1 protein-coding gene is annotated in these 209 nt (G+C 56.9%); it reads right to left on the bottom strand.

What is annotated here, in order from left to right; genetic code table 11:
• Positions 1 to 209, bottom strand: a 209-nt coding sequence (locus HMPREF3048_RS07130) for a transposase (protein ID WP_070771720.1), incomplete at its 5' end; no start/stop codon positions are given.

Raw genomic sequence — 209 nt, 5'->3', positions numbered from 1 at the left:
TTAGGCGGTTAGTTGGTGGTGGTCGCCATGATCATCTCCTGGGTGGTGCATGAGGTGTTTGGTGTGTTCGAGTGCGGTCAGTGACATGTAGCGCTTTTGTTGGATCCAATCGTCGTGTTGCTCGGCAAGGACGGCACCGACAAGCCGAATGATGGATTCACGGTTTGGGAAGATCCCCACAACGTCGGTGCGCCGGCGGATCTCCCGGT

It is taken from the genome of Corynebacterium sp. HMSC075D04 (assembly GCF_001815635.1).
GTDB classification, from domain to species: domain Bacteria; phylum Actinomycetota; class Actinomycetes; order Mycobacteriales; family Mycobacteriaceae; genus Corynebacterium; species Corynebacterium coyleae.
The sequence above is the reverse complement of the archived record's forward strand: the minus strand, read 5'-3'. Positions and strand labels throughout refer to the sequence as shown.